This window comes from Nocardiopsis sp. FR4 (assembly GCF_009830945.1).
Lineage (GTDB): Bacteria > Actinomycetota > Actinomycetes > Streptosporangiales > Streptosporangiaceae > Nocardiopsis.
The window spans coordinates 1-934 of the sequence record NZ_VWVV01000073.1 but is presented as its reverse complement, the minus strand read 5'-3'; the positions used below and the strand labels follow the sequence as shown (position 1 = coordinate 934).

Annotated in this window: 1 pseudogene; it reads left to right on the top strand. The window is 66.7% G+C overall.

The features are described from left to right. A pseudogene (locus FYW95_RS27475) lies at nucleotides 1-832 on the top strand (hypothetical protein); the annotation flags it as partial. Nucleotides 833-934 lie beyond the last annotated feature (102 nt).

The window sequence follows — 934 nt, the reverse complement described above, 5'->3', positions numbered from 1 at the left end:
TACTACGACGAAACCCACCTGGCCATCGCCGGCCTGGTCTCCGACCGCACAGCTATGCGGTAATCACCCACCAGCCGACTCGCTGGGCCAGCACGCCCCAACCTCAATCGCGCACCACGTCGTAAGCACCTACGACCTTCCCGAAGACGGACCGGTCCGTCCCATCGGCGAGCTGAAGAAGGACGTGGTCGGGATCGTCAGGTGCCGACTCAACTCTCACTACACCTGCCTCTTGGCGCGTCTGCCCGTCTTGCTGCCTGAGCTGACCCGGGCCCTGATGACCGCCCAGGGCGCCGATCGCGACCATGCTGCCCGGCTGCTCGTCCAGGCCTACCGTGCTATGGACGCCATAGCCGACAAACTCGGCCTCCACGACCTGTCGGCGCGGACCATCCAGGTGATGCTCTGGGCCGCTGAGCAGACCGTAGACGAAGTGACACGGGCAGCCGCGGCTTACGTGCGTGGAGAGACGTTCTTCTGCAACCGCGACTTCCACCCGGGTCGGCTCATGCTCGAACGAGCCGCTCAGAAGCTCTCGCCGGCCACACCCCAGGAGTGGGCCGCATACGGTGCCCTCCACATGCGTGCCGCCGTTCTCTCGGCCCGGGGTAGGGCGTTCGGCCGGGCTCAGGACCATCTGGAAGAGGCCCGTTCCTCGGCCCTGCTCACCACGGAGGGCGTCTACACCGGTACGGCCTTCGGACCGGCCTCCGTGCGTATCCACGAGGTGACCCTGGCGTTGGAAGCGGAGGACCCAGACCAGGCGCTGGCGACAGCGGCTGGCTGGTCTCCTCCGAGACAGCTGCCAGTGTCAACGACGGCTGAAAAGTGACCCCCTCGCGGCGCCTGAAAGTTGACCCCCTCCCTTCGCGTGTGACCTGCTAACGAGCGGTCCCGGCCGATGGCGGAACCCGACCCAGATCCCGGTCCTTCA